This window comes from Streptomyces sp. BK340 (assembly GCF_007827595.1).
In the GTDB taxonomy this organism is placed as follows: domain Bacteria; phylum Actinomycetota; class Actinomycetes; order Streptomycetales; family Streptomycetaceae; genus Streptomyces.
Map to the genome: position 1 here is coordinate 1 of NZ_VISR01000047.1, position 26375 is coordinate 26375.

Annotated in this window: 26 protein-coding genes and 2 pseudogenes; 15 read left to right on the forward strand and 13 right to left on the reverse strand. The window is 72.6% G+C overall.

Annotated features, from left to right (window positions below; genetic code table 11):
* Positions 1 to 591, reverse strand: a 591-nt coding sequence (locus FB157_RS45035) for a maltotransferase domain-containing protein (RefSeq protein WP_145887323.1), incomplete at its 3' end; no start/stop codon positions are given.
* A gap of 108 nt (positions 592 to 699) precedes the next feature.
* Positions 700 to 999: a DUF5133 domain-containing protein gene (locus tag FB157_RS45040; RefSeq protein ID WP_145887325.1), complete on the reverse strand. Its 300-nt coding sequence runs from the start codon at positions 997 to 999 to the stop codon at positions 700 to 702.
* Between the two features lie 303 nt (positions 1000 to 1302).
* Here FB157_RS45040 and FB157_RS45045 point away from each other — a divergent pair, with 303 nt between their 5' ends.
* The 3 genes from FB157_RS45045 to FB157_RS49240 all read left to right on the forward strand — a co-directional run bounded on the left by FB157_RS45045 (position 1303) and on the right by FB157_RS49240 (position 4282).
* The gene (locus tag FB157_RS45045; RefSeq protein WP_145887327.1) at positions 1303 to 1815 is read left to right on the forward strand and encodes a pep a2; all 513 of its coding nucleotides are present in this window, start codon (positions 1303 to 1305) and stop codon (positions 1813 to 1815) included.
* 23 nt (positions 1816 to 1838) lie between these two features.
* Positions 1839 to 3980: a glycogen debranching protein GlgX gene (gene glgX, locus FB157_RS45050; protein WP_186581978.1), complete on the forward strand. Its 2142-nt coding sequence runs from the start codon at positions 1839 to 1841 to the stop codon at positions 3978 to 3980.
* 179 nt (positions 3981 to 4159) lie between these two features.
* Positions 4160 to 4282 carry a hypothetical protein gene (locus tag FB157_RS49240; protein ID WP_261387002.1) on the forward strand — a complete coding sequence of 41 codons (123 nt, stop codon included), beginning with the start codon at positions 4160 to 4162 and terminating at the stop codon, positions 4280 to 4282.
* Positions 4283 to 4313: 31 nt separating this feature from the next.
* On the opposite strand, the gene FB157_RS45055 is transcribed toward FB157_RS49240, so the two are convergent.
* Positions 4314 to 5123 (reverse strand): VOC family protein, encoded by an 810-nt coding sequence (locus FB157_RS45055; RefSeq protein WP_186581975.1) that lies wholly within the window; start codon positions 5121 to 5123, stop codon positions 4314 to 4316.
* A gap of 127 nt (positions 5124 to 5250) precedes the next feature.
* Between FB157_RS45055 and FB157_RS45060 the strand changes: the two genes are divergently transcribed.
* Positions 5251 to 5607, forward strand: coding sequence for an ANTAR domain-containing protein (locus FB157_RS45060; protein ID WP_145887334.1), 357 nt, complete (start codon positions 5251 to 5253; stop codon positions 5605 to 5607).
* Positions 5608 to 5655: 48 nt separating this feature from the next.
* Here the strand turns inward: FB157_RS45060 and FB157_RS45065 are convergent, their stop codons facing one another.
* Entirely contained in the window at positions 5656 to 6471 is an 816-nt protein-coding gene (locus FB157_RS45065) for an RNA polymerase sigma factor SigF (RefSeq protein ID WP_145887336.1), read from the reverse strand.
* A gap of 196 nt (positions 6472 to 6667) precedes the next feature.
* Between FB157_RS45065 and FB157_RS45070 the strand changes: the two genes are divergently transcribed.
* The 4 genes from FB157_RS45070 (at position 6668) to FB157_RS45085 (ending at position 9517) form a co-directional block, all read left to right on the forward strand.
* Positions 6668 to 7120 (forward strand): MarR family winged helix-turn-helix transcriptional regulator, encoded by a 453-nt coding sequence (locus FB157_RS45070; RefSeq protein ID WP_145887338.1) that lies wholly within the window; start codon positions 6668 to 6670, stop codon positions 7118 to 7120.
* Positions 7117 to 7956, forward strand: coding sequence for an ATP-binding cassette domain-containing protein (locus FB157_RS45075; protein WP_145887341.1), 840 nt, complete (start codon positions 7117 to 7119; stop codon positions 7954 to 7956). Before FB157_RS45070 ends, FB157_RS45075 begins: the two co-directional genes overlap by 4 nt.
* A complete protein-coding gene (locus FB157_RS45080) occupies positions 7916 to 8773 on the forward strand; it encodes an ABC transporter permease (RefSeq protein ID WP_145887343.1) in 858 nt (285 codons plus the stop codon). Before FB157_RS45075 ends, FB157_RS45080 begins: the two co-directional genes overlap by 41 nt.
* A gap of 189 nt (positions 8774 to 8962) precedes the next feature.
* Positions 8963 to 9517: a hypothetical protein gene (locus FB157_RS45085; protein WP_145887345.1), complete on the forward strand. Its 555-nt coding sequence runs from the start codon at positions 8963 to 8965 to the stop codon at positions 9515 to 9517.
* A 6-nt stretch (positions 9518 to 9523) separates the two neighbouring features.
* Here FB157_RS45085 and hemC read toward each other — a convergent pair whose 3' ends face one another.
* The 4 genes and pseudogenes from hemC to FB157_RS45110 form a co-directional block, all read right to left on the reverse strand.
* Positions 9524 to 10459 carry a hydroxymethylbilane synthase gene (hemC, locus tag FB157_RS45090; protein ID WP_145887347.1) on the reverse strand — a complete coding sequence of 312 codons (936 nt, stop codon included), beginning with the start codon at positions 10457 to 10459 and terminating at the stop codon, positions 9524 to 9526.
* A 72-nt stretch (positions 10460 to 10531) separates the two neighbouring features.
* Entirely contained in the window at positions 10532 to 11308 is a 777-nt protein-coding gene (locus FB157_RS45095) for an NPP1 family protein (RefSeq protein ID WP_261387003.1), read from the reverse strand.
* 106 nt (positions 11309 to 11414) lie between these two features.
* Positions 11415 to 12392: an ATP-dependent DNA ligase gene (locus FB157_RS45100; protein WP_145887401.1), complete on the reverse strand. Its 978-nt coding sequence runs from the start codon at positions 12390 to 12392 to the stop codon at positions 11415 to 11417.
* A gap of 546 nt (positions 12393 to 12938) precedes the next feature.
* A pseudogene (locus FB157_RS45110) lies at positions 12939 to 13742 on the reverse strand (EamA family transporter); the annotation flags it as partial.
* Between the two features lie 155 nt (positions 13743 to 13897).
* On the opposite strand from FB157_RS45110, the gene FB157_RS45115 reads away from it, so the two are divergent.
* Positions 13898 to 14761: a LysR family transcriptional regulator gene (locus tag FB157_RS45115; RefSeq protein WP_145887351.1), complete on the forward strand. Its 864-nt coding sequence runs from the start codon at positions 13898 to 13900 to the stop codon at positions 14759 to 14761.
* 428 nt (positions 14762 to 15189) lie between these two features.
* Complete coding sequence (locus FB157_RS45125) at positions 15190 to 16140, forward strand: VOC family protein (RefSeq protein WP_145887353.1); 951 nt, start codon at positions 15190 to 15192, stop codon at positions 16138 to 16140.
* Between the two features lie 200 nt (positions 16141 to 16340).
* Here FB157_RS45125 and FB157_RS45130 read toward each other — a convergent pair whose 3' ends face one another.
* Positions 16341 to 17099, reverse strand: a complete 759-nt coding sequence (locus FB157_RS45130) for an XRE family transcriptional regulator (RefSeq protein WP_261387004.1) — start codon at positions 17097 to 17099, stop codon at positions 16341 to 16343.
* Between the two features lie 195 nt (positions 17100 to 17294).
* On the reverse strand, positions 17295 to 17834 hold the full coding sequence (locus tag FB157_RS45135; RefSeq protein WP_145887357.1) for a hypothetical protein: 540 nt from the start codon (positions 17832 to 17834) through the stop codon (positions 17295 to 17297).
* Positions 17835 to 18283: 449 nt separating this feature from the next.
* Here FB157_RS45135 and FB157_RS45140 point away from each other — a divergent pair, with 449 nt between their 5' ends.
* Genes FB157_RS45140 through FB157_RS45150 form a run of 3 tightly spaced genes read left to right on the forward strand, consistent with a single transcriptional unit; the run spans position 18284 to position 21522 of the window.
* Positions 18284 to 18664: a hypothetical protein gene (locus FB157_RS45140; protein WP_145887359.1), complete on the forward strand. Its 381-nt coding sequence runs from the start codon at positions 18284 to 18286 to the stop codon at positions 18662 to 18664.
* Positions 18661 to 19128 (forward strand): peroxiredoxin, encoded by a 468-nt coding sequence (locus FB157_RS45145; RefSeq protein WP_145887361.1) that lies wholly within the window; start codon positions 18661 to 18663, stop codon positions 19126 to 19128. Before FB157_RS45140 ends, FB157_RS45145 begins: the two co-directional genes overlap by 4 nt.
* A 54-nt stretch (positions 19129 to 19182) precedes the next feature.
* The gene (locus FB157_RS45150) at positions 19183 to 21522 is read left to right on the forward strand and encodes a SpoIIE family protein phosphatase (RefSeq protein ID WP_145887363.1); all 2340 of its coding nucleotides are present in this window, start codon (positions 19183 to 19185) and stop codon (positions 21520 to 21522) included.
* Between the two features lie 80 nt (positions 21523 to 21602).
* Here the strand turns inward: FB157_RS45150 and FB157_RS45155 are convergent.
* Together FB157_RS45155 and FB157_RS45160 are read right to left on the reverse strand one after the other, a co-directional pair.
* Positions 21603 to 22211: pseudogene (locus FB157_RS45155) on the reverse strand (DNA polymerase ligase N-terminal domain-containing protein).
* Positions 22212 to 22265: 54 nt separating this feature from the next.
* A complete protein-coding gene (locus FB157_RS45160) occupies positions 22266 to 23129 on the reverse strand; it encodes an oxidoreductase (protein ID WP_145887365.1) in 864 nt (287 codons plus the stop codon).
* 152 nt (positions 23130 to 23281) lie between these two features.
* On the opposite strand from FB157_RS45160, the gene FB157_RS45165 reads away from it, so the two are divergent.
* Together FB157_RS45165 and FB157_RS45170 are read left to right on the forward strand one after the other, a co-directional pair.
* Complete coding sequence (locus FB157_RS45165) at positions 23282 to 24157, forward strand: helix-turn-helix domain-containing protein (protein WP_145887367.1); 876 nt, start codon at positions 23282 to 23284, stop codon at positions 24155 to 24157.
* An 89-nt stretch (positions 24158 to 24246) separates the two neighbouring features.
* On the forward strand, positions 24247 to 25218 hold the full coding sequence (locus FB157_RS45170) for a TauD/TfdA family dioxygenase (RefSeq protein ID WP_145887369.1): 972 nt from the start codon (positions 24247 to 24249) through the stop codon (positions 25216 to 25218).
* 70 nt (positions 25219 to 25288) lie between these two features.
* On the opposite strand, the gene FB157_RS45175 is transcribed toward FB157_RS45170, so the two are convergent.
* Positions 25289 to 26317 carry an LLM class flavin-dependent oxidoreductase gene (locus FB157_RS45175; protein WP_145887371.1) on the reverse strand — a complete coding sequence of 343 codons (1029 nt, stop codon included), beginning with the start codon at positions 26315 to 26317 and terminating at the stop codon, positions 25289 to 25291.
* Positions 26318 to 26375: the final 58 nt, after the last annotated feature.

Here is a 26375-nt window from a genome sequence, read left to right on the forward strand (position 1 = left end):
CCGCTCCCGCTCCACGAGCAGCGGCATCGCGTCCGACGCGGTCACCAACTCGCGCAACGGATACCGGGACAGCACCGCGTCCACCTCGGGTGACAACGCGGCCTTCAGGCGGTGGTGCACCGACAAGGTGTCGTCGCCGAGAGCCCGCGCCGCGGCCAGGACCAGGTCCCGCTGCGGTCCCTTGGGCACTCCCGCGGCCGCACGCTCGTAGAGGTCGGCGCCCTCCTCCAGGACCAGGCCGGTGTCGATGCCCGCCGGGATCTTGACGGAGGCCGTGTGCCGCCAGGTCGCCAGCGGATGGCTCCACGCCTCGACGCGGAAGGTCCAGCGACCGGTGGCGTCCGGGGTGACCTCCGCGCCCCACAGATCGCTGCCGGGGGACAGTTCGCGCATCGGGGTCCAGGGGCCACGGCGGCCCGCCGGATCGCGCAGGACGACGTTGGCGCCGATCGCGTCGTGCCCCTCGCGGAACACGGTGGCCGTGACCTGGAACGTCTCTCCGGGCACCGCCTTCGCCGGGCGCTTGCCGCACTCCACGGCCGGCCGTACGTCACGTACCGGTACACGGCCGATGGCCGGGGTCCTGCGCATGGATCTCACCTCCGCCGTGCGCGAAGCCGGGCCCGAGGCCCGGCTTCGCGATCCGAGAAACGGTTCGGCTGCTGCCGCCCCGTGGGGATTGCCGAGTACGGTGCCACGTCAGGGGCTTGGTGCCGTGGAACGCCGCTCCGGTGGTGGTGCCCTCCGGGCCCCCCGCCCCGACTGCGGCCGCCTGTCCTGGTCGCGCAGATAGCCGGCCAGGCTGGAGCGCAGATAGCGCTCCGCGGCGTCCGCTGCCTCCCGGGCGCAGCGCTTTCCCATCAGCACGCACAAGGTGTAGCCCGAGTCCTCGAAAGTGGCCCGGACCGTGCGGTCGTGGGGCTTGGCGAGCATCACGCGCTCCCATGCCCGGTAACGCCGCAACTGCCGGGCCACTTCGGCCTTGGCGGGTAGCAGCATGACCCTCTTCACCTTCCACGCTCTCGACTGGGCGCGTTCCCGACGGTCGGGTGGTGTCCGCGCAGGGGAGGGCACGGCACCGTTACGGCGATCGAGGCTTTCACTCATGGTGCACGTACGGCCACGCAACGTCCTGTTGGATCTTCAACCATCCGCCGTTCGGGAGGCTCGTGTTGCACGAATGGCGTAGTGACCCCACTGTGGAGGTGACTCAGAAGCGATCGGCGCTCACGCTCGGTGTCCGGGACTCTCCCGGACGCCGGCACGGGGAGCGGGAGCTTCGCGGGTGAGGAGCAAGCGACGATGAAGACCGCAGTGCCCTGCTACTACCACCTGGACGTGGAAGTCAGCCCGGAAAGGGTGGGACAGGTCAGCCGCATTCTGGCCGCCCATCTCCGCTACTGGGACCTCGAGAACCTCGTGGTTCCCGTCTGTCACGGTGCCGAACTGCTGCTGCACGCGATCGACGAGCACGCCTCGGACAAGAACACGTCGATCGAGATGTGGTGGAACGGCCAGCATCTCATCACAGCCGTCGGCGGCGACGACCGTGACCTGCGCCCGGATCAGGACCTGCGGGCGTGCCTGGCGGACATCGCCGCCATGAGCGACGGCTGGGGCTGCTGTGCCTCGGAGGGCGGCGCCAAGATCATCTGGTTCTCGCAACGGGCACGTGCCGGCGAGCGGGTCCCGCTGGTCCCGACCGCTCCGGCGCCGAGCCTCAACCAGGGGCTCCAGGTGCCCCGCGAGCTCCAGGTGCTCGCCCTGGCCGCCCCGGCGGACGCCGTGGACGGCGTCCTGGAGGGCGCCCGGTGACGGCACGGAAGTCCCGGAAAGGGGTGCCCGTCTGGAGCGGGCACCCCTACCCGTTGGGCGCCGCCTTCGACGGGCAGGGCACCAACTTCGCACTGTTCAGCGAGGTCGCCGAGCGCGTCGAGCTGATCCTGGTCGACGAAGCCGGCACCGAGCGCCGCGTCCCCCTGAGCGAGGTCGACGGGTTCGTCTGGCACGCGTACCTGCCCGGCGTCGGGCCGGGGCAGCGCTACGGCTACCGCGTGCACGGCCCCTGGCAGCCGGACCTCGGCCACCGCTGCAACCCGGCGAAGCTGCTGCTCGACCCGTACGCGCGGGCGGTGGACGGCCAGATCGACAACCACCCCTCGCTCTACGAGCGCGCGGCGGAGGGTCCTTCTCCCGACGACAGCGCCGGCCACTCGATGCTGGGCGTGGTCACAGACCCGTACTTCGACTGGGGCGCCGACCGCCCGCCGTCGCACGCGTACGCCGACTCCGTCATCTACGAGGCCCACGTGCGGGGCCTGACCCGCACCCACCCGGACGTCCCCGAGCGGCTGCGCGGCACCTACGCGGGTCTCGCGCACCCCTCGGTATTGGACCACCTGACCTCGCTCGGCGTCACCGCGGTGGAGCTGATGCCGGTCCACCAGTTCGTCCAGGACGGCGTTCTGCAGGACCGCGGCCTGGCCAACTACTGGGGCTACAACACCATCGGCTTCTTCGCCCCGCACAACGCCTACGCCGCCTTCGGCAGCCGGGGCCAGCAGGTCAACGAGTTCAAGGCGATGGTGAAGGCCCTGCACGCGGCCGGCCTCGAGGTCATCCTCGACGTGGTCTACAACCACACCGCCGAGGGCAACGAGATGGGCCCCACCCTTTCTCTCCGGGGCATCGACAACGCCTCCTACTACCGCCTGGTCGACGGCGACTGGGGGCACTACTACGACACCACCGGCACCGGCAACAGCCTGCTGATGCGGCACCCCTACGTACTGCAGCTGATCATGGACTCGCTGCGCTACTGGGTCACCGAGATGCACGTCGACGGCTTCCGTTTCGACCTCGCGGCGACCCTGGCCCGGCAGTTCCACGAGGTGGACCGGCTCTCGGCGTTCTTCGACCTGATCCAGCAGGACCCGGTGATCAGCCGTGTCAAGCTCATCGCCGAACCCTGGGACGTGGGGGAGGGCGGCTACCAGGTGGGCAACTTCCCGCCGCTGTGGTCGGAGTGGAACGGCCGCTACCGGGACGCCGTACGGGACTTCTGGCGGGCGGAACCCGGCTCGCTCGGCGAGTTCGCCTCCCGGCTGACCGGCTCCTCCGACCTGTACCAGCACAGCCGGCGCCGGCCGCGGGCGAGCGTCAACTTCGTGACGGCACACGACGGTTTCACCCTCCGCGACCTCGTGTCGTACAACGACAAGCACAACGAGGCCAACGGCGAGGGCAACCGGGACGGCGAGAGCGCGAACCGTTCCTGGAACTGCGGTGCCGAGGGCGACACGGACGACCCGGCCGTCCTCGAACTCCGGGCCCGCCAGCAGCGCAACTTCCTCGCCACCCTGCTGCTGTCCCAGGGCATACCGATGCTCAGTCACGGCGACGAGCTCGGCCGCACCCAGCGCGGCAACAACAACGCCTACTGTCAGGACAACGAAATCTCCTGGGTCGACTGGAAGCTGACGGACGAGCAGCTCGGCCTCGTGGACTTCACCCGGTACGTCATCAACCTGCGCGCCGAGCATCCCGTGCTGCGCAGGCGCCGCTTCTTCCGCGGCGAGACCGCGACCAACGCCGAGCAGCCGCTGCCCGACCTGATGTGGCTGCGGCCCGACGCGCGCGAGATGACCGCCCGGGACTGGCAGCGCGAGGACGCCCACTCGGTCGGCGTGTTCCTCAACGGCGACGCGATCGCCGAACGCGACCCCCAGGGCGGGCGCGTGCGCGACGACTCCTTCCTGCTGCTCCTGAACGGCTACTGGGAGCCCGTCGACTTCCGCCTCCCCGACAAGTCCTACGGCGAGCGCTGGACGACCCTGATCGACACCGCCGAACCGGACGGCACTCCCGACGAACGCGAACGCAAGGCGGGCACCCGACTCCGTGTGGAGTCCCGGAGCCTGATCGTGCTCTCGAGGACGTCGCGCGGCGGGGGAGGGGCCAGGAGGGCTCGTCGCCGGTGACATGCTCTTGGACGGCCGTATGGCGAAACGGAGCGGGAAGCAGAGGCCGCTCGTCGGCGTGCCCGAGAGCATCGTCCTGCCGGCGGCAGCGGACGGCCGGCGTCACAGCATCGCTACCGCGGACGGCGGGATGCTCTGCGGACGCCTCGACGGGGTGCCGGTGGTGGTGGAAGGCCGAAGTGGCGCAGGCCGCTGCCGTCGAGCCGGCCAGGGACCTCGCCGAAGACGCCGGCGTCGAAGTGACCTGGGCCGCCTCCCCGGAGCCGGGCGCCTGGACCGGTCGGGTCGGACCGGTCCGCTGAGGTCACCTCCCGCCGCTCACGCTGAACCGGCTCAGCGTGAGCGGCGGGAGGTGACCGTGAACTGGGCGCCGTCCGGGTCCCGGAGGATCGCCTCGTCCTCCCGCTCGCTCAGGACGCTGCCGCCGTGCTTCTCGGCGGCCCGTGCGCACCCCGCCACGTCGGCCACCGCGAAGTGGATCTGCCAGTGCGGTCGTACGGAGGGGTCCGGGGCCGACTCCGCCGCGCCCGAGTCGATGCGCGCCACCACGTCACCCCGGCTGCGCAGCACCACCTCGCCGCCCTCGTACTCGACCTCGCAGCAGCCCGGTTTGCCGGAGGCCCAGTCGAGGATCTCGCCGTAGAAGAGCGCGGAGTCGAAGGCGTTGCGGGTATGCAGCCGGATGAAGGTCGGGGCGGCCCGCCGCCAGGCCTCCCAGTTGCCGACCAGCTCGCCCTCCCAGATCCCGAAGGTGGCCCCGTCCCGGTCCGCGAGCAGTGCCGCCCGTCCCGGCGGGAAGGACAGGGGACCCACGGCCGCCGTACCGCCGCGCTCCCGCGCCCGCGACACCGCCTCGTCCGCGTCCGGCACGGCGAAGTACGGGGTCCAGGCCACCGCCATCTGCCACATGGCGGCGACCGCGGCGATCCCGGCGACCGGCACACCGTCGGCCAGCGCGATCCGGAAGTGCTCGCCGAGCTTGGCACCGCGCCACCGCCAGCCGAACAGCGCGGAGTAGAACTCCTGGGTGGCCGCCAGGTCGCGGCTGGTCAGGCTCACCCAGCACGGGGAACCGAAGACGGAGTGCGTGGAGATGATGTCCCTCGTCCTCGGTCCACCGCTGGCAGGCGTTTCATGGTTCATGGAAGTCGCGTCCTGGTCTCGGGGTCCGGCGCCCACCGGTCTGGCACCAGTGTCCAACCGGAACCGGGTGCGGTGCCTGTCGAGTACCCCGGTGGCGGGGGGCCAGGCGGGTGAGCACGATGGAGGCATGGGAGAGACGGAACCCGACCGGATCGCCGAGCTGCAGGCCGAAGTGGACCAGTTGAAGGAGGCCGTGGCCTCCCACGCTGTCATCGACCAGGCCATCGGGATGATGGTCGCCCTCGGTCGGGTGACACCCGACCAGGGGTGGGAGGTGCTGAAGGACGTCTCCCAGCACACCAACATCAAGCTGCGCAGCATCGCGGAACTGATCCTCGTCTGGGGGCGCCGGGGTGAGATACCGCCCGCGCTCCGAGCGGCGCTGGAGGACGCCCTGGACCGGCACGGGCCCGTCCAGATCCCCGGGACCGCCGAGGCCATCCCGGCCGGCACGGAGGAGAGCCCCGGCAGCGTGGAGGACTGAGGGCCCGGCCCGCGTCCGCGAGGTGCCGCGCCGGCCTCCGTCGGGTGCTCAGCCGGCCTCCGCCAGGTGCTCGGCCGACGCCTCCGCGAGCAGTTCCTCCCGCAGCCGCTCGAAGCAGCCGCTGAGCAGCCGGGAGACGTGCATCTGGGAGATACCCAGCTGCTGGGCGATCCGGCTCTGCGTCATCCCGTCGAAGAACCGCAGGTAGAGGATGATCCGCTCACGCTCGGGCAGCGCCTGGAGACACGGCTTGACCGAGGCGCGGTCGACCACGAGGTCGAAGCCGGGGTCCGCCTCGCCGAGCGAGTCACCGAGCGCGTACCCCTCCGTCCCGGACACCTCGGCGTCCAGCGACAGGGCCGAGAAGCACTCCAGGGCCTCCATACCGGCGTGCACCTCGGCCTCGCTGAGCTTCGTGTGCGCGGCTATCTCGGCGACGGTGGGCGCCCGGCCGGCCGTGGTCTGGGCCAGTTCCTTGAGGGCGCCGCGGACCCGGTTGCGCAGGTCCTGCACCCGGCGCGGCACATGCAGCGTCCACATGTGGTCGCGGAAGTGGCGCTTGATCTCACCGGTGACCGTGGGTACCGCGTACGCCTCGAAGGCGCGGCCACGGGCCGGGTCGTAGTGGTCGACGGCCTTCACCAGGCCGAGGGCGGCCACCTGGTACAGGTCCTCCAGGGACTCCCCGCGGCCCCGGAACCGTACGGCGATCCGCTCGGCCATGGGCAGCCAGAGCCGGACCAGTTCGTCCCGGAGCGCCTGGCGCTCGGGACCGTCCGGCAGCCGCGCGAGCCGCTCGAAGGACTCGGCCGTGTCGGGGGCGTCGTCATGGGGGTGAGGCTTCGTGCTGCCGGTGACAGGCATCGCGCGCGCTTCCCTCAGCGGTTGCTGGATCCGGGCGTGCCTCCTGTCCGAAGCACTGTTCTGCGGATTCCCGCTGAAGGATAGATCAAACAATTCGTGTGATATCGGGCATGAGGTGTGCGGGGTCGCTCCCGGCCGCCCGCTCTTGACCGCCTCTTGAGGCGCGATACCTCTGTAACAGAGATAATCTTCAGGAGTGGAGTCCGGTTTCCCCGAGGAGCTGGCCGACGCACTCGTCCGGATCCAGCGGCTGATCCGGCGCAGGCTGCGCGGCGGGCTGACCCTGCCGCGGCTGCGCGGCGCCGAGGTGGAGCTGCTGCGCCTGGTCGAGAGCCGGCCCGGCATCGGCATCTCGGAGGCCGCCCGGGCCCTGCACCTGGCGGGCAACTCCGTGTCGACGCTGGTCAACCACCTCGTTCGGGACGGCTACCTGATCCGCGAGACGGACCCCGCCGACCGGCGGGCCGCCCGCCTGCTGCTCACCGAGGCCGCCGAGCAACGGCTCGGGGACTGGCAGCGCCGCCGGGCCGAACTGGTCGGCCGGCACGTGGCCCGGCTGGACGAGGCGGACCGGGAGGCCCTGCGCGCGGCCCTGCCGGCGCTGCGCAGGCTGGCCGTCACCCTGCACGAGGAGGCCGAGGAGACATGACGAGCGACACCCCCGCCCCGCCCGCCGAAGCCGTCGCCTGCACCCGTCTCTGCTACGCCTTCGGGGACACCAGGGCGGTCGACGAACTCGACCTGGCCGTCCGTGAGGGCGAGGTGTTCGGACTGCTCGGGCCCAACGGCGCCGGAAAGACCTCCGCGATCCGCTGCATCACCACACTCCTCCCGGTGCCGGCCGGCATGGTCCGGGTCTTCGGGCACGACGTCGCCAAGGAGCGCATGGCGGTACGCCGGCTCCTCGGCTACGTCCCGCAGCAGCTGTCCGCCGACAGCGGGCTCACCGGACGGGAGAACGTCGCCCTGTTCGCCCGGGTCTTCGACGTGCCGCGCCGCGAGCGCGGCGAGCGTGTCGCCCAGGCCCTGGCCGCCGTCGGGCTCGCCGGAGCCGCCGACCGGCTCGCCGGCACCTACTCCGGCGGCATGGTCCGCCGCCTCGAACTCGCCCAGGCGCTGGTCAGCGCGCCCCGGCTGCTGATCCTGGACGAGCCCACCATCGGTCTGGACCCGATCGCGCGCACCGGCGTCTGGGAACACATCAACGCCGTACGCGCCGCCACCGGCATGACGGTTCTGGTCACCACCCACTACATGGACGAGGCCGACCAGTACTGCGACCGGGTCGGTCTGATGCACCGCGGCCGCGTCCGCGCCCTGGGCACCCCGGCCGAGCTGCGCCGGGGCCTCGCCGAACGCCGGGGCACGGGCGCCGTGCCCACGCTGGAGGACGTCTTCCGCGACGTCGCCGGCAGCGGCCTCGACTCCGGAGGAGGTTTCCGCGATGTCCGAAGCACCCGCCGCACCGCGCACCGCGTCGGCTGATCCCACCGTCGCCGGCACCGCCCTGCTGCTCACCCCGCCCAGGCCCCGCGCGGGCTGGCGGCTGCTGCCCGCCCGGGTCGGCGCGATGTGCGCCGTCGAACTGCAGAAGCTGCGCCACGACCGCACCGAGCTGTACACGCGCGCCGTCCAGCCCGCCCTGTGGCTGCTGATCTTCGGCCAGACCTTCACCCGGATCCACGCGATACCCACCGGCGGCATTCCCTACATCGACTACCTGGCGCCCGGCATCATCGCCCAGTCCGCGATGTTCATCGCCATCTTCTACGGCATACAGATCATCTGGGAGCGCGACGCGGGCATCCTGAACAAGCTCCTGGTCACACCGACCCCGCGTTCGGCGCTGATCACCGGCAAGGCGTTCGCGGCCGGAGTGAAGTCGCTGATCCAGGCCGTCGTGGTCGTCCTCATCGCCGCCGTGCTGGGTGTGGCCCTCACCTGGAACCCGCTGAAGCTGCTCGGTGTCGCCGCGGCCGTGGTCCTCGCCTCCGCGTTCTTCTCGTGCCTGTCGATGACCATCGCGGGCATCGTCCTCAGCCGCGACCGGCTGATGGGCTTCGGGCAGGCGATCACGATGCCGCTGTTCTTCGGCTCCAACGCCCTGTACCCCGTCTCGGTGATGCCGGGCTGGCTCCAGGCCGTCAGCAAGGCCAATCCGCTCAGTTACCAGGTCGACGCCCTGCGTGGCCTGCTGCTGGGCACGCCCGCCCACCTCGCCGCCGACTTCGGCGTCCTGGCGGTGGCCGCCGCCCTGGGCATCGCCGCGGCTTCCTCACTGCTCGGCCGGCTGGCCCGTTGATCTTGCCGCCGAGTGAAATACGGCACGCGGCCGCAACCCGCCCCAGGCCCCCGTGACGGGATTCTTCCTGGGCAGCGCTTGATCACCGATCAAAGCGGGCGAACCCCCTGGCCACAGCGCATTCTGCTCATTTGACAGTGCGCTGAGCGCACAGATAGACAGCAGCTCTCCGAGGTCGAGAGGGGCACCGTGTACGAGCCGAACGTGGTCGGGGACTGGCACGAGTACGACGAGCATGCCGGTCTGCGGGTCCGCGTCCACCGCCTGGAGGCGGCCGAGCCGCCGCGCGGACGTGACGACGCCGCGGCCGGGCTGACGTACTTCAGTGTCCGGGTGACCGTCGAGAACCGGGGTGCGCGGCACTACGGCATCCATCTCGAGGACGGCCAGATGGACGTCCGGGTCGGCCCGGACGGCGAGGGCGCGTTCATCGACTGGCGCAACTCCCAGTTCATCGAGGGCTTCGACGTCTACCCGCTGCGCCGGGCCACCGCCGTGCTCTACGCGGCCGCCCCGGAGGCGGCCCTCACCCACGTGGACGTACAGGTCCAGCTGCGGGTGGACGAGGAGTGGGCCGACCGCCGGCTGTGGGCGGGCGGCATCGGCATCCTGGACGCGGCCACGGCGGCCGCCCCCGTGGGCACCGGGCAGGGCAGCCTGGTCCACCAGGTCAGCGCCTTCCTGAAGGACCAGACGGTGAACGATCAGACGGTGAAGGACCAGAAGGAGCCCGGCACCGCCTGACCCGGGTCAGTGCGGGATGCCGTCGATGATCTCCCGCGCCCCCTGCCGCAGCAGCGCCACCGCGACCGAGGTGCCGAGCGTGGCCGCGTCCAGCCGGCCCGCCCACTCGTGGGCGTTCAGCCGCGTCTTGCCGTCCGGGGTGAACACACAGGCTCGCAGGGAGAGTTCACCACCGCGGTCCAGGTGTGCGTAGCCGGCGATCGGGCTGTTGCAGTGCCCCTGGAGCACATGCAGGAACATCCGCTCCGCCGTGGCCTCCCGGTGCGTGGCCGGGTCGCCGAGCCCGCTCACCGCGTCGATCAGCTCGGTGTCGCCCTCCCGGCACTGCAGGGCGAGGATGCCCGCGCCGATCGGCGGCATCATCGCCTCCGGGGACAGCACCTCGCTGATCACGTCCTGGCGGCCGATCCGCTCGAGGCCGGACACCGCGAGCAGCAGCGCGTCCGCCTCGCCGGCGGCCAGCTTCTCCAGCCGGCGGTTGGCGTTCCCGCGGAACGGCACGCACTCCAGGTGCGGGTGTGTGGCGGCCAGTTGCGCGATCCGGCGCACCGACGAGGTGCCGATCCGGGTGCCGGCCGGGAGCTCGTCGAGAGTGAGCCCGCCCGGGTGCACCAGCGCGTCCCGGATGTCGTCCCGCTTCAGGAACGCGGCGAACACCGTGCCGGCGGGCAGTGGCCGGTCGGCGGGCACATCCTTGACGCAGTGCACCGCGAGGTCGGCCTCCCCGGCCAGCAGGGCCGCGTCCACCTCCTTGGTGAACGCCCCCTTGCCCTCGACCTTGGACAGGTCACCGAGCCACTTGTCACCCGTGGTCTTCACAGGCACGACCTCGGTGCGCACCCCTGGATGCAGCACGCCCAACTCGGCACGCACGCGCTCGACTTGGGCGAGAGCCATCGGTGAGTCGCGGGACACGATGCGGATCAGTTCCGGGACGGACATGGGGGACACGATAGACCCTCGGGTGCCATGCCCCGTCATGTCCCCACCGAGAACAAGATGTTCGAGGGCGGGTCAGGCGTTCGGGTCGAAGGGGATGCCGGACGGTTCGGCCGAGGCCAGGTGGGAAGGGAAACTCGCGTCCTTCAGGCCGAAGTGGGCACTGCCGAAGTCGTAGGCGCTCAGCTTGTCGCGCAGACCTGCCGGATAGCCGTTCCAGCCGACCAGCGGCGGGTACTGCCAGGTGTGCCTGTGGTTCTCCGGCGGCTCGTCGTTCGTGTTGGCCAGCCGGAAGCAGTGCGTGCCGATGCCGTCCTTGTGGTACACGACCTTCGGGTGGCTGCCCTCGAAGCGGACCTCGGAGGCCGGGTGCACGGTGAACGAGCCGTGGTTGGACGTCGACACGTACCGCACCTGCCCGTCCTGCACCCACACCACCACGTGCTCCCAGTCGTGCCGGTGCCCGCCGATGCTGCTGCCGGGGAGTGCCTGGTCCTTCTCGAAGTACAGGCCGTACAGATAGGCGCACCAGCCGTTGTTGCACTTGTGGCGCGAGTAGCTGTTGGTGTTGGCCAGGTCGGAGGCGTCGTGACAGCTGCCGTTGAGGGCGCCCGTCGGTTTGAGGCCGCCGTTGACCGTGCCGTCGGGGCCGATCGCGGGCGTCGGGTAACAGCCGTCGGTGTCGTAGTCGAAGGCCGGCTGGTACGCGGGCTCGGCGGGCTCGGCGTTCGCGGGCAGCGCGAGCGGCGGTGCGGCGAAGGCGGCGGCCGGGAAGGCGACGACGAGAGCGGCGGCGCCGGCGAGCACGCCGAACCATCTGCCACGCCGGGCACGGGATGTGAGCGACGGCACGAGGTTTCTCCAACGGCGGTCGGGAGCAAGGGAGTTCAGCATCCCGGGCAGAAGTCGCGCAGCCAAGAGGTCACACGCGTCCCACGAGTGAAGCCCCGCGGAACACCTACCGTTCACCTTCCGGGACGTCCGCCGAGGACTCCTCCGGGGTGAGGTCGGGGCGCAGCCGCAGCCACGAGGGCTGGCGCAGCAGCCCGGCCCGGGTCCGGGTGCTGTAGCTGACCTCGCCGACGAGGCGGGGCAGCACCCAGTGGGCGTCCGGAATCCGCGGCACCGGGTCGAAGGGGCACTCGGTGCCGGCGGCGGCCCGCAGCAGCGCCGCCAGCTCCGTGCGCTCCGCCTCGCTCCAGCCGGTGCCCACCCCGCCCACGTAACGCAGTCGCCCGCCCGCCCGCTGGCCGACCAGCACCGCGCCCGGCAGCCCGGTCAGCCGCCCCTTGCCCGGCAGCCAGCCACCGACGATCACGTCCTCGCTGCGCATGTTGCGGATCTTGACCCAGGCGCGGGAGCGCACCCCGGGCTCGTACGCCGAGTCCAGCCGCTTGCACACCAGCCCTTCGAGACCGTGCTCCCGGGTCGCCCGGAGCGCCTCGGTGCCGTGCCCGGTCACCGCGGCGGGCGTCGACCAGTAAGGCCCCGTCAGGCCCAGCTCCTCCAGTCGCGCCCGCCGCTCGGCGTAAGGGACCCCGAGCAGCGGGCGCTCCAGGTAGGGCACGTCGAACAGCACCAGATGGACCGGCACCTGGGCGGCCCGGCGGGCCGCTCGCGCGGGGGAGTGGGCGAGGCCCATCCGGCTCTGCAGCAACTGGAAGTCCGCCCGCCCCTGCTCGTCCAGGGCCAGCACCTCGCCGTCCAGGACGGCGGCAGCCCTGCCCAGGGCGCCGCCGAGCGGCCGGAGTTCGGGGTAGGCGCCGGTGATCTCCTCACCGGACCTCGCGCGCAGCAGCACGCCGCCGTCGCCGGGCAGGTAGACCATCACCCGCTGACCGTCCTGCTTGGTCTCGTACGCCCACCGTTCGTCCTGGGCGGCCGGTGGCAGCCTGCCCGGGGTGGCGAGCATCGGCGGAATCAACGGCAGGGTCATGGCGGTCACGGCAGAAGGTGTCGACCGCCCCCGGCACCCTCACGCGCCTTTCGCCACCGGTTCCCCTGAACGGGCCCGTCCGGCCGCCTCGGTGCCGTCGGCGCCGACTGGTGGGCCGGCACCACGAGTTGGGGACGGTCCCGTGCTGCTGACGCGTGCTGCAGGTGGGCGAGCCGACAGGGTCTTCGGGCCACTGCCGACAACGGCGGCCACCTCGTGCCCGACAGAGCTGGGCAGCGGCACCGGACCCTCACGCAACGGCGCGTCGTCCTCGGCGATCACCACACGCACGGCGACTCCACCTCGGTCGCACCCCCTACGGGGACCGGCCGGTCATGGTCGTCGCAGAGCCCGGGCGACCCGCCGCCCGCGACCCGCCCGGCCCTCCGGCAGGCCGTCGCTCCGTGACCGCGCCCGGACGGTCCCGCCACTGCAGGCACGGCCACCGTTCCACCGCAGGGACGCTCGCGTTTCCTGGCCCACCGCCTCGGCCGACGGCTCCGTCCGCGCCGGGGCCCCGACCGTGCCCGCGGGGCGGTGGCGGGGCGCGGTCAGCATGCTGGTCGCGTTCGCGGCGACGACCGCGCCGATGCCCGCCCACTCCGGCGCGCCGAGCCCCTGGCCGAGGACGATCCAGCCGACCACGGCCGCGAGCACGGGATTGACGCTCATGAAGAGTCCGAAGGTCTGCGTGGGTACGGTTCGCAGGGTGAACAGGTCGGCGAGGTACGGCACGGCCGAGGAGAGCACCCCGGCGGCCACGGCGCACAGCACGGCCCCGGCCGTGGGTGCGTGCCGCAGGGCGACGACGATGCCGACCGGCAGGAAGGCCAGTGCCGACACGCCCGCGGCGGCGGCCGCGCCCTGGGCGCCGGGGACACGACGGCCGACGACCTGGTTGAGCAGGATGTACGAGGCCCAGCAGCAGGCCGCCACCAGGCCGAGACCCATGCCCACGTAGTCGGTCGAGGGCTGCGGGCGCATCAGGACCACGACCCCGGCCGCAGCCAGCACCGCGCACGCCGCGTCCAGCCGGCGCCGGGACGCGGCCAGGGCGACGGCGAGCGGGCCGAGGAACTCAAGGGTCACCGCGAGCCCCAGGCCGATCCGGTCGACCGCGCTGTACAGCGTGAGGTTCATCGTGCCGAAGACCGCCGCCAGCAGGAGCACCGGCCACCACTGGCGCCAGGTGAAGGACCGAAGCCGCGGCCGGGCGACCGCCAGCAGGACCAGTGCGGCGACGTACTGGCGCATCGCGACCACGCCGACGGGGCCGAGCACGGGGAAGGCCAGCGCCCCGATGGCCGCGCCGGTCTGGTTGGACAGGCCGCTGCCGAACATGGTGGCCACTCCGGCCGGCTGCCGGGCCTGCGGCGCGGGGGCGGACAGGGCGGTGGGCCCGGTCGCGGCGGCAGGGCGGTCGAGAGCTTGAGGCATGCCTGGATGGTGCGCCGCCTGAATGCTTACGCAAAATGCATTCTCAGGCTCATCTATACGCTGACCGTATGCATGAAGCCGACATCGAGCTGCGCCAGCTCCGCTGTCTCGTGGCCATCGTCGACGAGGGCACCTTCACCGACGCGGCCATCGCCCTCGGCGTCTCCCAGGCCGCCGTCTCCCGCACCCTCGCCTCGCTCGAACGGGCCCTGGGGGTACGGCTGCTCAGGCGCACCTCGCGTGCGGTGACCCCGACCGCGACCGGACTGCGCGTGGTGGCGCAGGCGCGGCGGGTGCTCGCTGACGTGACCGAGCTGGCCCTGGAGGCCACCTCGGGACACGAGCGGGTGCGGATCGGCTACGCGTGGTCGGCGCTCGGCCGCCACACCGTGGCCTTCCAGCGGCGCTGGACCGCCACGCACGCCGGGACCGACCTGCACCTGGTGCGCGTCAACTCCCCGTCCGCCGGGCTGGCCGAGGGTGTCTGTGATCTCGCGGTCGTCCGCAGGCCGCTGGACGACCGGCGCTTCGACTCCGCCATCGTCGGGCTGGAACGGCGCCTGTGTGCGCTGGCCGCCGACGACCCCCTCGCCAGGCGCCGCTCGGTCCGGCTCGCCGACATCGCCGGGCGCACGCTCTTCATCGACCGCCGTACCGGCACGGCCACGCCGGAACTGTGGCCGCCGGATGCCCGGCCAGCCGTGCAGGAGACGCACGACGTGGACGACTGGCTCACGGTCATCGCCGCCGGACGCGGCATCGGCGTGACGGCCGAGTCCACCGCGAACCAGTATCCGAGGCCCGGCATCGTCTACCGGCCGGTGCGTGACGCCGAACCCGTCGCCGTGCGCCTCGCCTGGTGGCGGGACGACCCGCACCCCGCCCACCGGGCCGTGCGCGAACTGCTCACCGAGCTGTACCGGGCGGGCTGAGGCGGCGGCAGGAAACGCGAACAGGAGGCGGGGCGGCTGATGGGGCTCGGGGACGTGGAGACCGCCCCCTCCCAAGCTCACCCTGCTCGCCCCGCCCCGCCCCGCCACGGCGGTGCGGTCACCACCCGCACCTTCATCCCCGTCCGCTGCCACACCTCCATCGCGTCCTCGGCGCCGCGGGCGTGGCGGCCGGGCTGCGACTGCCCGGCGGGGTGGGGGAGGGGATCGCCCGGCCGCCCGGGCGAGGCGACCGGCTCCGCATCGAGCACCCCACCGGCTTCCTGGACGTCGCGACGGCCGTCGACCCGTCCGCCTCCCCGCCCACGGCGCGTCGTACCGCCGTCGTCCGCAGGCCCGAAAGATCATCGACGGCATCGTCTTCCCGCGTGCCGCTGCCCCTGCACCCGTACAGCCCCTTGGAGGCAACGATGGCTCCGCCGCTCGGTGACATCGCCCATATCGGCCACGTCGAGCTGTTCACCCCGGACCTGGACGCCAGTGTCGCCTTCTTCACCGACTACCTGGGGCTGACGGTCAACGGGGAGGACGGCGACACGGTCTATCTGCGCACGTTCGACGACTATGAGCACCACAGCCTCGTCCTCACCGCCCGGGACCGGCCCGGCCTCGGCCGGCTCGCGCTGCGCACCTCCGGTGAGGAGGCCCTCCACCGCCGTATCAGGGCGATCGAGGCGGCAGGCGGCAAGGGACGCTGGGCCGAGGACGAACCCGGCCTCGGCGCGCTGTACGTCACGACCGACCCGGACGGACACGAACACGCCCTGTACTGGGAGAGCGAGCACTACCAGGCCCCCGACGAGCTGAAACCGGCGCTGAAGAACCAGCCGCAGGCCAAGCCCAACCGGGGTGTGGGGGTGCGGCGGCTCGACCACGTCAACTTCCTCGCCGCCGACGTGCTCGGCGCCGCCGAGTTCCAGGAACACGTGCTCGGCGCCCGGCCCACCGAGCAGATCCGGCTCGACACCGGGCGGATCGCGGCCCGCTGGCTGACCTTCACGAACAAGTCGTACGACGTCGTGTACACGGAGGACTGGACCGGTTCGAGCGGCCGGCTGCACCACATCGCCTTCGCGACCGACACCCGCGAGGACATCCTGCGCGCCGCCGACCTCGCGATCGACACCGGCGTCTTCATCGAGACCGGCCCGCACAAGCACGCCGTCCAGCAGACGTTCTTCCTCTACGTCTACGAGCCCGGCGGCAACCGCGTCGAGCTGTGCAACCCGCTCACCCGGCTCGTCCTGGCCCCGGACTGGCCGCTCATCACCTGGACCGAGGCCGAGCGGGCCCGGGGACAGGCCTGGGGACTGAAGACCATCGAGTCCTTCCACACCCACGGCACACCGCCGGTGGGCTGACCGCCGACGCCCGGAGTCCCCACGTGAGCGCCTCATTGTCGATGAGACTTCGACGGCCTCGACATGATGGTCTCCATCGGCCTCGCGGCCCTGCGTTCGGCCCACGGGCCGCAGCGCAGCGGCACGGAGCATCAGCTCGTCACCGCCCGGTGACCCGCACGGTGCCGCACCCGGATCCCGGGCGCGGCACCGCCGTCGCCTCACTCGCCGGGCGGCTCCACGTCCACACCCGTGCACGCCAGCTTCCCGTCCACCTCGGCGCAGGCCTCCACGCCCTTGGGGGAGCGGACGGCGAGCATCGGGCTGGTGTCCTCGGCGGAGTTGTCCGCCGGATAGCTCGCCGACAGCACGTCCTGCCCAGCCCGCACCGAGACCTCCCGTGCCCTCGGTGTGCGCACCCGCACCTCCGACCACGCGGTGCCGCAGGCGGGGGAGTAGCGCAGCCGGACGTCGTAGTCGGTGCCGGACACCGTGCTCGTGGTCTGCGCGTCCCGGGCGCACACCGACGCGTCGGGCAACTGGCCCTGACAGGAGCGGGCGTGGCAGCGGGCTGCGGTCAGGAGGGGCTGTGCGGCGGGGGCGGGGGAACCCTGCCGGCCGGAGACGGTGACCGCGGCGACCACCGCTGCGGCCGTGGCGAGCAGCGCGAGCGCCGACAGCGGAAGCCATCGGGAGCGGGCCCGGCCCGCCTGCTCGGGCGGACTCGGTGCGGGTGGTTCCTCGGCCGCCTCCCACAGGGCCAGTACGGCTTCGGGATCGGCGCCGGCCAGCCGGCTCAGCGCCTCCACCGCGGCCCGTGGAGGCCGTTTGCCGCCGGTCAGATAGCGGTGCCAGGCCGACTTGCTGTACGGGGTGCGCGCGGCCAGTGCCGCCAGGCTCAGCCCAGTACCGTGCTTCAGTTCGCGCAGTCTCACCACCAGTGGCTCGTCCGGCTCGGCCGATCCTTGGGGATGCCGCATCGTGCGTCCCTCGACTCCCATTCCGCTATGGGCGCTTTCGCCCCTGTTGTCGCAATGGCTTCCCAGGAGATCGGCATCCGCAACACCGGCCGAGGTATGAGGACGGTGAGGCATGTGCGCGCCGAAGGCCTGTTCGGGGGAAGGGGGTTCCCGAGCAGGCCTTCGACGGTCAGGCGGTGCGTACGTGAGTGGTCGTCAGCACCACGCGACGGAGCGCCCGGTGCGGACGTAGCGGGCGGAGACGTAGCCCCGGTGGTGCGGGAGGCGGTACCAGATGTGGTTGCCGTGCACCCAGGAGCCGTACGTCCTGCAGCTGAGCGTGAGCAGCCGGTTGGTGTGCCGGTGTCCGATCACGCGGTAGTAGGTGCCCGGGCCGGAGCGGACGTTCAGGCGGGCGCCGTGCGTGGAGACCCGGCCGAGGGCGGGCAGGGTGCGGCGGTACGACATGCCCTGCGCGACCGCCCGCGTCATGCCCATGGCGGCGAAGTGGTGCATGTGACGCGTGCGGTACCGACGGTGGTGGACGCGGCGGACGGTGCGCTTGGTGTGGTGGCGGCGGTGCTTGGTGTGGTGCGTGCGCTGCTTCGCGTGGTGGGCGGTGTGCTGGGCCGCGACAGTGGGCACCGGGCGCGGAGTGGCGGTCGTGCTCGCCGAGGCGGCCCCGGCCGCCGTGGGCAGGAGTGCGAGCACCGCGACCGTGGCCAGTACCCCGCTCTTGAGAGTCCGTCGGATCATGGAAACCTCCGGCTGTCGTTCTCGTGACCACGAAGCGTGATCACAACAGCCAGCCTTGCCGTGACGGGCCGTCAGGATGCCGTTCCCGCGTCCCCTGGGACGCCGGGGACGTCTCCGGGGACGGGCCACCGCCCCGTGCCCCGGCCCGTCCGGTCCTGTGCCGGGAGGTGTTCCACCGTCCTGCCCGTCCCGTGGACGTCCGGACGCCGGACCGGGCCCATGTGACGCGGACCGTGCAGCAGCCGCGGCGGCCCGGGTACGTCTCCCGGGCCCCCGACCCCGACGGCCGCGCGGCGACGGGGTGACGGCGGTGGCAGCGGCCGTTCCTCCCGGATCGACGGTCCCGGCCGTTCCTCCCGGAGCGGCCGCCCCATCTGTTCATCCCGAAGCAACGGCCCCAGGGTCTACCGTCGAGTAATATCCGGCGGCAGGACACCTGAGGAGGAGCCGTGCCCCGGTCCGAACGCTCACCCCTGCTGCTGGCCGGTCTGCTGGCCACGGTCGGGGTCGCCCACTTCGCCGCCCCGCGGCAGTTCGACGCCACGATTCCGAAGGTGCTGCCGGGCTCGCCCCGGGCATGGACGTACGGCAGCGGGGCCGTGGAGCTGGCGCTGGCGGCCGGGCTGGCATCGCCCCGTACCCGCGCCGCCGCCGCGAGGGCGGCCGCCGTCTTCTTCGTCGGGGTGTTCCCCGCCAACGTGAAGATGGCCGTCGACTGGCGGCACCGGACCGCACCGCAGCGGAACGCGGCGCTGGCCCGGCTGCCCCTCCAGGTGCCCCTCGTGCTGTGGGCCCGCAGCGTGGCAAGGAACGGAGAGGGACGGTCGTGAGCGAGCGCATCGAGGTCGGGGACAAGGTCGAGGACTTCGCCCTGAAGGACGAGACCGGCACCACCCGGCGGCTCACCGAGCTGCTGGCCGAGGGCCCGGTGGTCCTCTTCTTCTATCCCGCCGCCCTGACGCCCGGCTGCACCGCCGAGGCCTGCCACTTCCGCGACCTCGCCGCGGAATTCGCCGCCGTCGGTGCCCACCCGGTCGGAATCAGTGGCGACAGCGTCGAACGGCAACAGGAGTTCGCCGGCCGGCACACCCTCGGCATGCCGTTGCTCTCCGACGCCGACGGAGCGGTCCGCGAGCGGTTCGGGGTCAAGCGGGGCTTCACGCTCGCGCCCACCAAACGGGTCACCTTCGTCATCGCCGAGGACCGCTCGGTCCTGGAGATCGTCCGCAGCGAGCTGCGAATGAACACCCACGCCGACCGGGCCCTGTCCGTACTGCGTGCCCACAAGGGCTGAAGCGGGCCGCTGCCGCGCTTGATGCCCCGGAAGAATCGGATCATCCTTGGGCATATGGAGCGTGTCGCGGCCGCGGCGATCATCGATGCCCAGGGCAGGGTGGCGGGGTGGAGCGAGGGCGCACGACTGCTCACGGGCCGCACGGCGCAGGAGGTCGTCGGCCGGCCGGCGACCGACCTGCTCGCCGAGGACGTTCCCTGTGGCGCCCTCGCCGCGCACGCCGGGACCCTCGCCCTGCGGCACCGTGACGGACACCGGGTCGAGCTGGCCCTGACCGGCTGTCCGGTCGTCGGCCCGGACGGCGCGCCCACCGGATACGTGGTCACCGTCGACCCGCCCGTCCCGGCCGGCGCCGCGCTGGCGGCCCAGGCCTTCCAGCAGGCCTCGATGTCCATGTCGGTCTTCGACCTCCGGCAGCGCTATCTGCGCGTCAACGACGCCGCCTGCCAGGTGATGGGCGTACCCGCGGAGGCGCTGGTCGGCCGGTTCTACCCGGAGACCGTGGCTGACTCCGAGCACAGCCGGGGGTTTCTGGGGCATCTGCGCGAGGTCGCCGATACCGGCCGGCCGCTGCGCTACGAGAGCTTCACCAGCGCCCCGGCCCTGAACCGCGAGCACGCCTGGAGTATCGAGATGTGGCCCCTGCGGGACCACTCCGGCGAGCCGACCGCCGTCGCCCTGTCGGCGTTCGACAGCAGCGATCAGTACTGGGCCCGCCGTCGGCTCGCCCTGCTGAACGAGGCGACCACCGCCATCGGCACCACCCTCGACGTGGTGCGCACCGCCGAGGAGATGGTCGAACTGCTGGTCCCGCAGTACGCCGACTTCGCCAGCGTCGACCTGCTCGACTGGGTCCTCGGCGCGGACGAGCCGCCGACGATCCCGGACGGCGGTGTCGAGCTGCGCCGCGTCGCCCACGGCTCCACCCGGGAAGGCAGCCCCGGTGCGGCCGTGAAGGTGGGCGACACGCACGTCTACCAGCCGTCCGCGCCGCCCGCCCGGGCGCTGCGCGAGGGCCGTGCCGTGGTCGCCCACGCCGGTGAGCCCGATTTCGTCCAGTGGCTCGCCGAGCGCAACGAGCGTTCGCCCGACGGCCGCCCCTACCGGCAGGGCGTCCACTCCATGATCGCGGTGCCGCTCCGCGCCCGCGGCACCCGCCTGGGCGTGGCGGTGTGCATCCGGATGGCCCACCCGGACGACTACGGCCCCGACGACGCCGTCTTCGCCGAGGAGCTGGGCAGCCGCGCCGCCGTCTGCGTCGACAACGCCCGCCGCTTCGCGCGCGAACGCAGCACCGCCCACGCCCTCCAGCACAGCCTGCTGCCCAGGAGACTGCCCGGACAGGCCGCGGTCGACGTCGCCCACCGCTATCTGCCCTCCGGGTCGCTGGCCGGCATCGGCGGTGACTGGTTCGACGTGATCCCGCTCTCCGGCAGCCGGGTCGCGCTGGTCGTCGGCGACGTGGTCGGCCACGGCATCCGGTCCTCGGCCACCATGGGCCGGCTGCGCACGGCCGTCCGCACCCTCGCCGATGTCGACCTGCCCCCGGACGAACTCCTCACCCACCTCGACGACCTGGTCACCCACCTGGCCTCCGACGAAAGCGGTGAGGAGGTCGCCGAACTCGGCGCCACCTGCCTGTACGCCGTCTACGACCCCGTCTCCCGTCATCTGTGCATGGCGGCCGCCGGCCACCCGGCCCCCGCCGTCGTCCTGCCGGGAGACGTCCCCGAGTTCGTCCCCATGACCGCCGGACCGCCCCTCGGGGTCGGCGGGCTGCCCTTCGAGGCGACGGAACTCGAACTGCCCGAAGGCTCGGTCGTCGCCCTCTACACCGACGGACTGATCGAGGACCGCGACCGGGACTTCGACCGCGCCACCGACGAACTGCGCCGCGCCCTCGGCGCACCCGCCGACTCCCTCGAGCAGCTCAGCGACAACGTCCTCAAGGCCGTCATGCCCGAACATCCCACCGACGACGTCGCCCTCCTCATCGTCCGCACCCGCGCCCTCGGCGGCGACCGCGTGGCCACCTGGGACGTACCACCCGACCCGGCCCGTGTGGCCGGCTTCCGGCAGTCGGCCACCGAGCGACTGGCCGCCTGGGGACTGGAGGAGGCCGCGTTCGTCACCGAACTCGTCGTCAGCGAACTCGTCACCAACGCCATCCGCTACGGCGAACCGCCCATCAAACTGCGCCTGATCCGCGACCGCGCGCTCATCTGCGAGGTCTCCGACGGCAGTTCCACCTCGCCGCACCTGCGCCGGGCGCACGCCTACGACGAGGGCGGCCGCGGACTGCTGCTGGTAGCCCAGCTCACCCAGCGCTGGGGCAGCCGGCAGACGGGCAGCGGCAAGACCATCTGGGCGGAACAGCCCCTGCCCGAGGCCTGATCACCGGGCCGGGCGGCCCGGGTCCGGCGAGAACGGGGATCCGTGCGGCGGCGCGCGGAGCACGAACCCGGCGCCCACGGTCACTCGCGGCCGTCGTCGGCGGCGACCTGGGCCAGGGTGCGCCCCGTGCGGACCGAGCGGGCCCTGCGGGGATCCGGGTGCCGTGCGCCTGCGCGCGGGCCGGTCGCTTGCGGACCAGCAGCCAGGCCTCCTCCTCGCCCTGGCCGGTGCGCAAGCGGGTGAGGGCGTACTCGCCGCGCAGCTTGGTTCCGTGCAGCCGGAAGGTGGCGTGCCCCTGCTCCAGCGACTCCGCGAAGTCCACCGGACGGCCCCGGCGGTCGTGGCTGAGCGGTCGTACGTCCCGTGGTCCCAGACGATCACGGTGCCGCCGCCGTACTCACCCTGCGGGATCACGCCCTCGAAGTCCTCGTAGCCGGCGGATGGTCCTCGGTGGGCACGGCCAGCCGCTTGTCACCGGGGTCCGTCGAGGGCCCCCGGGGGACGGAACAGGACTTGAGCACGTCCCCGACCTGCAGCCGGAAGTCGAAGTGCATGCGGCGCGCGTCATGGATCTGCACCACGAACCGGGGCCGCGCGGCCGCCGGGGCCGCCGCCTTCCCCGACGGCTCGCGGGTCCGCTCGAAGTCGCGCCTGCCACGGTAGGCGCGCAGCGGGTCCTCCGTCACCACGGGCGGCTCCTTCCACGCGCGGGCCTCACGCCCGAGTACCCCGCTGCGACCCGCTCAGCCGGCCATGTCGTCCAGCTCCGCGACCGCGTCCTGCGGGAGGACCAGCGCGGCCGCGGCGATGTTCTCGCGCAGGTGGTCCGGGGACGACGTGCCGGGGATGAGGGCGATGTTCGGCGAGCGGTGCAGCAGCCAGGCCAGGGCGACCTGCTGCGGTACGGTGCCCAGCCGCGCGGCCACCTTCGACAGCGTCTCGGACTGCAACGGCGTGAACCCGCCCAGCGGGAAGTAGGGCACGAAGGCGATGTTCTGCGCCGCCGTACGCTCGACGAGCGGGTCGTCCTGCCGGTTGGCCAGGTTGTACAGGTTCTGCACCGTGACCACGGGCGCGATCTGCTGTGCCTCGGCCAGCTGCGCGACGGACGCGGCGCTGAGCCCGAGGTGCCGGATCAGGCCCTGCTGCCGCATTTCCGCCAGGGCGCCGAACTGGTCGGCGATGGAGTCCTCGTTCGGGGTGTCCATGTCACCGAGCCGCAGATTGACCACGTGCAGCGTCTCCAGCCCCAGGTGGCGCAGGTTGTCGTGCACCTGCGCCTTCAGGTCCTCCGGATGCCGGGACACGGTCCAGCTGCCGTCGGCTCCCCGGCGCGCGCCGACCTTGGTCACGATGTGCAGCTCGTCCGGGTAGGGGCGCAGGGCCTCCCTGATGATCTCGTTGACGACCACGGGGCCGTAGAAGTCGGCGGTGTCGATGTGCGTGATGCCCGCCCCCACCGCCGCACGGAGCACCGCCACGGCCCGCGCCCGGTCCTTCGGCGGGCCGAACACATGCGGCCCGGCCAGCTGCATGGCGCCGTAGCCCATGCGGGTCAGGGTCAGACCGTCGGCCGGGGTGACGGTGCCGCCGAGCTGCGCAGTCATGTCGTACCTCTCGTGCTGTGCGGGGGAGGGCACCGGTAGGTCCGGTGTCCCGTCTCCACGGTGCGCCGAACACCCCCCGGGCGGCAGTGCCCCCGCGTTCCTGGGAGTGACAGGGACAGTCACGGCCACCGGTACGGCCGTACGTTGGTGTCATGGACGGTACGAACGCGCTCGGCGAGTTCCTGCGCGCCCGCCGGGCACGGGTCCGGCCCGAGGACGTGGGGCTGCCCGGCTCGGGCCTGCGCCGGGTGCCGGGGCTGCGCCGCGAGGAGGTCGCGATGCTCTCCGGCATCAGGTCCGACTACTACCTGCGCCACGAGCAGGGCCGCGACCGCAACCCGTCCGCGCAGGTCCTCGACGCCATCGCCCGGGTGCTGCGGCTGGACGCCGACGCCACCTCCTACCTGCTCGGCCTGGCCCAGGAACGGCCCACCGCTGCGCGGCCCCCGTCCCGCACCCGGGCCGCGCGGGGCCGGGAACCGGTGCCGGCCGGCCTGCTGCGGCTCATCGAGGGCTGGCCCCGCAACCCCGCCTACATCCAGAACAGGTACACCGACGTCCTCGCCGCCAACGCGCTCGCCACGGCCCTCACCCCGAACTGCAGGCCCGGCGTCAACCTGCTGCGGGCCGTCCTCCTCGACCCCGCCGAGCGAGCACTGCGCCGGGACTGGGAGGACCTGACCGAGGAGGGCGTGGCCGCCCTGCGCACGTACGCCGGGCCCGACGCCGAGGACCCCCAGCTGCGCGACCTGGTCGGCGACCTGTCCCTGCGCAGCGAACGCTTCCGCATGCTCTGGGCCCGGCACGACGTACGGCTTCGGCGCGGCCGGGTCAGCCACCTGAGCCACCCGCAGGTCGGCGACCTGGACCTGCACTCGAACAAACTCTCCGTGGACGGCACCGACGGACTCACCCTGGTCGTCTTCCACGCCGAGCCCGGCAGCCGCAGTGCCGAACTCCTCGACATCCTCGGCAGCCTCACCGCACCCCACGCGGGCGCCCGGACCGAGCGCGTCGAGGAGCAGTAGACCGGCGGCGCGGCACCGGAGTTCGCGGTCCGGGGGCACACGGTGTCACGATCTCCGTGGAGCCGGTTCGGACGACCATCGGAGCGCACATGACGACGCACAGGGACACGGCGGAGCGGGCGGATCGGGTCAAGGGTGTCGAGGTACATCCGACGGCCGGGCACATCGGTGCCGAGATCACCGGTGTCGACCTCGCCGGACCGCTCGACGACGCCGTGGTCGCCCTGGTCCGGGAGACGTTGCTGCGCTGGAAGGTGGTGTTCTTCCGCGGGCAGGAGCTCGACCACCGGGGTCACGTGGCACTCGCCCGCCGCTTCGGTGAGCCGGTCGTCCTCGGCCGGCGTGGCAGTGCCTCGCCGCCGGACTTCCCGGAGGTGGAGACGACCGCCGACCGGCTGGAGCTGGGCGGGCGCTTCGGCATGGAGCACGAGGAGTGGCTGCGCCGCCGCCACACGCTGCTGCGGGGCTGGCACTGCGACCACGGCGCCCGCATCGACCCGCCGGCCGCGACCATCCTTCGCGCCGAGACCGTACCGCCGTACGGCGGCGACACCACCTGGTCCAACCTGGCCGCCGCCTACGCGGGGCTGTCGGCGCCGGTCCGTGCCTTCGTGGACGGGCTGCGCGCCGAGCACCGGCTCGGTGTCGGCTACCAGCCGCGGCCCGGTGACGACGGGTACGTCCGGCACCTCCTGGACCACCAGGTCGCCTCGGTGCACCCGCTGGTGCGCGTGCACCCCGAGACGGGCGAGCGGGTGCTGTTCGTCAACGGCTACTACCTGGAGCAGATCTCCGACGTCTCCCGCCCCGAGAGCGAGGCCCTGCTGGAGATGCTGCTGGAGCAGGCGGTCCGCCCCGAGTACACGGTCCGCTTCCGCTGGGAGCCCGGGAGCGTCGCCTTCTGGGACAACCGGGCCACCATCCACCTGGCCCCGGGCGACAGCGCCCACCTGGGCTTTCCACGGATCATGCATCGGGTGATGCTCGCCGGTGAGGTACCGGTGGGTGTGGACGGCAGGCCGTCCGAGCCCGTCACCGGTACGGAGGCGGGCCGCTGGTGAGCGCGGACGCGTCACCGCTGTCGACGCAGACGCCGGCGACAGCGGTGTGCCGACGAAGGGCGGCGGGGGATCAGGCCGCCGGCCGCCACCCCAGCGCCGGGCCCAGTCTCGTCGCCATGTCGGTCAGGATCTGGACGTAGTCCTCGTGTTCGAAGGTGAACGGCAGCGCGAACGCCACCTCGTCGACCTCACGGAACGCGGCGTGCGCTTGCAGCCGTTCGGCGAGTTCCTCGGAGGTGCCGACCAGGTCCGGGGCGAAGAGCAGCCGCGCCGGACCCTGTGGGGCAGCCGTCCGGGGAAGGCGTTCGGCGGCGTACGCCTCGTACCTGGCCCGCTGCTCGGGGCTCGCCGAGTCGGTGGGGATCACCACCAGGCCCTGGGAGACGCGGGCCGCGTCCCCGTCGGGGTGCTGGGCACGGAAGGCACGGACGTGGGACAGCTGGATCTCCGCGAAGTCCAGTGGTCCGTCCGGGTCCTCGGCCCTGACCACGCTGCTGGTCAGGAAGTTCATGCCGTGCTCGCCCGCCCAGCGCGCCGAGCCGAGGCTGCCGCCGCCGTACCAGAGCCGCCGGCCGAGCCCGGGGGAGTGCGGCTGGACGACGTCCGAGAACACCTCGAAGCCTTCCACCCCGCTGAAGTCGCTGGCCGCCTCGCCGCGCACGAAGCCGAGGAGGCGGCGCACCCGTTCGTAACCGAAGTTCTCGGCGTCCGCGGTGTCCGGGTACAGGGCCCCCTTGACCTGCTCGTAGTGCATCGGCGGGCCCACACTGACGCCGGGGTTCAGCCGGCCGCCGGACAGGATGTCCACGGTCGCCAGGTCCTCGGCCAGACGGAGCGGGTTCTCCCAGCCCAGGGGGATCACCGCGGTGCCCAGCTCGATGCGCCGGGTGCGCTGTGAGGCCGCCGCCAGCACCGCGACCGGGGACGAGATGCCGTACTGCAGGTGCCGGTGGCGGACCCAGGCGCTGTCGAAGCCCAGCCGCTCGCCCAGCTCGATGATCTGCAGCGTGCTCTCGTGGCCCCGGCCCGGGTCGGCCGCTTCGAACAGACCGATGGTGAGGAAGCCCAGCTTGCGCAGCGGGCGGGCGGTGGACGGCACGGGCTCCTCCAGCGGTCGTACATCGGCTCCGCCCCTGTTCCGGCGTCGGCCCTGCCCC